This is a genomic window from Microcystis sp. M090S1, assembly GCF_020246295.1.
Lineage (GTDB): Bacteria > Cyanobacteriota > Cyanobacteriia > Cyanobacteriales > Microcystaceae > Microcystis > Microcystis aeruginosa.
The window spans coordinates 1-2,624 of the sequence record NZ_JADBTF010000423.1; the positions used below are offsets into that span (position 1 = coordinate 1).

Consider the following 2,624-nt stretch of genomic DNA (forward strand, 5'->3'; position numbering starts at 1 on the left):
CTCAACGGATTTAGTATTATTGGTTGCTATGCGCGGAGATAGGAGTCGTCAATCAGCCAAAAAACTTTGGGGCCAGTTTACCCGGTGTTTACCGACAATGTGCTGTTACTTACACAGACTTTTGGGAGTCCTATAAGACAGTAATTCCCAGTAAACGTCATCGACCGGTCGGTCAAGAAACTGGTCAAACTAATCCTATTGAAAGATTAAATAATACCTTTCGACAAAGGATTTCTCGGCTGGTGAGAGAGAGTCTATCTTTACTCTAACAAAATGAAGAATCACGTTGGGGAGGCCTTTGGTATTTTATCCATGACTACAATGCACAGCAAAGCAAAGGATTAAGCCGCCATCACTACTACCGAATCACCACCCTCTATCTTTCTATCTGTCTATCCACTAGGATAATGACCTTGCAATCAAAACTTCATGTCTGCGTCACAGTAAGTTCATATCCCCCGCCTAAATTAGAGATAGTCAGTCCCAAGCCGTTTTCCGAAACACTCCTCTCACACCCACGATTATTAGGACTGACTTTTATTCCCTTCTCAGAATGGTTAAACAATAAAAACTATGACTCGCAATATTTTTAACGATAATATCTCCCCGCGCAACGAAGGCAATCCTAAACGCTCCAAATCTTCTGCAATGAAAAAACTTTTTGCCTATTCCTCCTTACTGGTTTTGGGTGCCGGTTTAGGTATCGGTGCCACCTACGCCTACAGCCAAAATCCTCTAGAATTAGCCCAAAATATTGCCACCGCTGCCAATAATCCTCGCCCCTCCACACCGGCCGCAGCCGCTCCCTCGTCTCTGGTTATGCCCACCAATTTTGTCGCTTCTGTGGTGCAAGAAGTGGGGCCGGCGGTGGTGAGAATTAATGCTTCTAGGGAAGTCAATGGCGGCGGTGATTTTTCGGAATTTGCTAACGATCCTGTTTTCCGTCGCTTCTTTGGTTCTCAAATACCCGATCGAGGAGAAAAACAAGTTCAAAGAGGTACAGGTTCGGGGTTTATTATCAGTAATGACGGTAAAATTATCACCAATGCTCACGTTGTCGAGGGAGCAGATAAGGTGACTGTCACCCTCAAAGATGGTCGCACTATCGATGGTAAAGTTTTAGGTAGTGATCCTTTAACTGATGTGGCAGTGGTACAGGTAGAAACGAGCAATTTACCCACGGTTAAATTAGGTAATTCTGATAGTTTACAAGTGGGAGAATGGGCGATCGCTATCGGTAATCCTTTGGGATTAGATAACACTGTCACCACGGGAATTATTAGTGCCAAGGAACGCAATAGCTCCCAAATTGGTGCTAGTGATAAACTGGTGGATTTCCTGCAAACCGATGCGGCAATTAACCCCGGAAATTCCGGCGGACCTTTGTTAAATGCTCGGGGAGAAGTCATCGGAGTTAACACTGCTATCATTCAAAATGCCCAGGGTTTAGGTTTTGCTATTCCGATTAAGACTGCCCAAAGAATCGCCGAACAATTAATCGCTACGGGTAAGGTGGAACATCCCTATCTCGGTGTTCAAATGGTACAGTTAACTTCGGAGGTAAAAGAACAATTAGCCGATAGTCCTATGGCTGATAATTGGACTATCCCCGATGATTCTGGTGTCTTGTTAGTGCGGGTGATGAGAGATTCTCCTGCCGCAGCAGCGGGATTGCGATCGGGTGATGTGTTAAAGTCTGTAGGTGGGAAGAATGTCACCGATCCCGATGCGGTTCGGGAAATTGTTGCTAATACTCAAATCGGCGATAATTTGCCCGTAGAAATTAGCCGAGAAGGACAAAAAATTAATCTGAATATTCAAGTTGGTAGCTTGAATACTGCTAACAGATCCTAGTCTAGAAGATAATTTGTAGAGAGCTTGTTAGTAAGCTCTCTATATTTCTGGTTTTACTTTTGGCTCTTAAATCGAATAATTATGCTGTAATAGTCTTTCCTGTGGTTACTGTGGGGAGGGAAAAGTCAGAGGCAATCAGGGCAAAATGATAAGTATTTTATATATAAATACCCTTAATACTTAAAAATATTTAAATTTACAATCGGTAATATTTATTTTTACTTAAGAATTTATTGAGAATAATTTTTATTTATTTACGAGGTTACAATACTTCCAGCGATTCTGGTATAATTTTGCATTATGCTATGGTGGGCTTCATTGTAATTTTTAGGGTTTTAATGATCTGGGTTGTCTTAAAACCCTTGCTAAATCTAGACTTTTCCCTTGGGCAAAACCAAACAGTTCCGCCAATTCTCCCTTTTTTCCCGAACAACGTTGATCTAATTTTTGTGTAGTTTTGTTGCAAAGTCAAATTTTTTTGACAAAATGGCTAAATTGTGGTATGGAGATAGATTGTTGATAGGTGGCCATTCAAACCGAGGCAATCAATAATTAGGACTTGCTGAATAAGTTTGTTGGTGGGGTTAGGAGTCGGTGGTCGGGAGGGTAAGTGAGAAGATCAGACAGAATTTGACATCCTCGCCGCCCTAAAAGTGCGGCGATTCCTAAACCTCACGATTTAAGTTTCTGCTTCAACCACCGTTGCATACCACGGTTAAAAAACCATGTACTGTCTTACACAAAGTCCACAGACTTTCGCTCCATTTCAG

The 2,624-nt window shown here is 42.1% G+C and carries 1 protein-coding gene and 1 pseudogene; both read left to right on the plus strand.

Going from position 1 to position 2,624, the window contains the following annotated elements; genetic code table 11:
- A pseudogene (locus IM477_RS18675) lies at positions 1 to 326 on the plus strand (IS1 family transposase); the annotation flags it as partial.
- A gap of 247 nt (positions 327 to 573) precedes the next feature.
- Positions 574 to 1,854 carry an HhoA/HhoB/HtrA family serine endopeptidase gene (locus tag IM477_RS18680; RefSeq protein WP_287733016.1) on the plus strand — a complete coding sequence of 427 codons (1,281 nt, stop codon included), beginning with the start codon at positions 574 to 576 and terminating at the stop codon, positions 1,852 to 1,854.
- Positions 1,855 to 2,624 lie beyond the last annotated feature (770 nt).

What these genes read in the sequence shown, in the direction of transcription:
- IM477_RS18680 (WP_287733016.1), top strand. Translation starts at nt 574, where the DNA reads ATGACTCGCAATATTTTTAACGATAATATCTCCCCGCGCAACGAAGGC.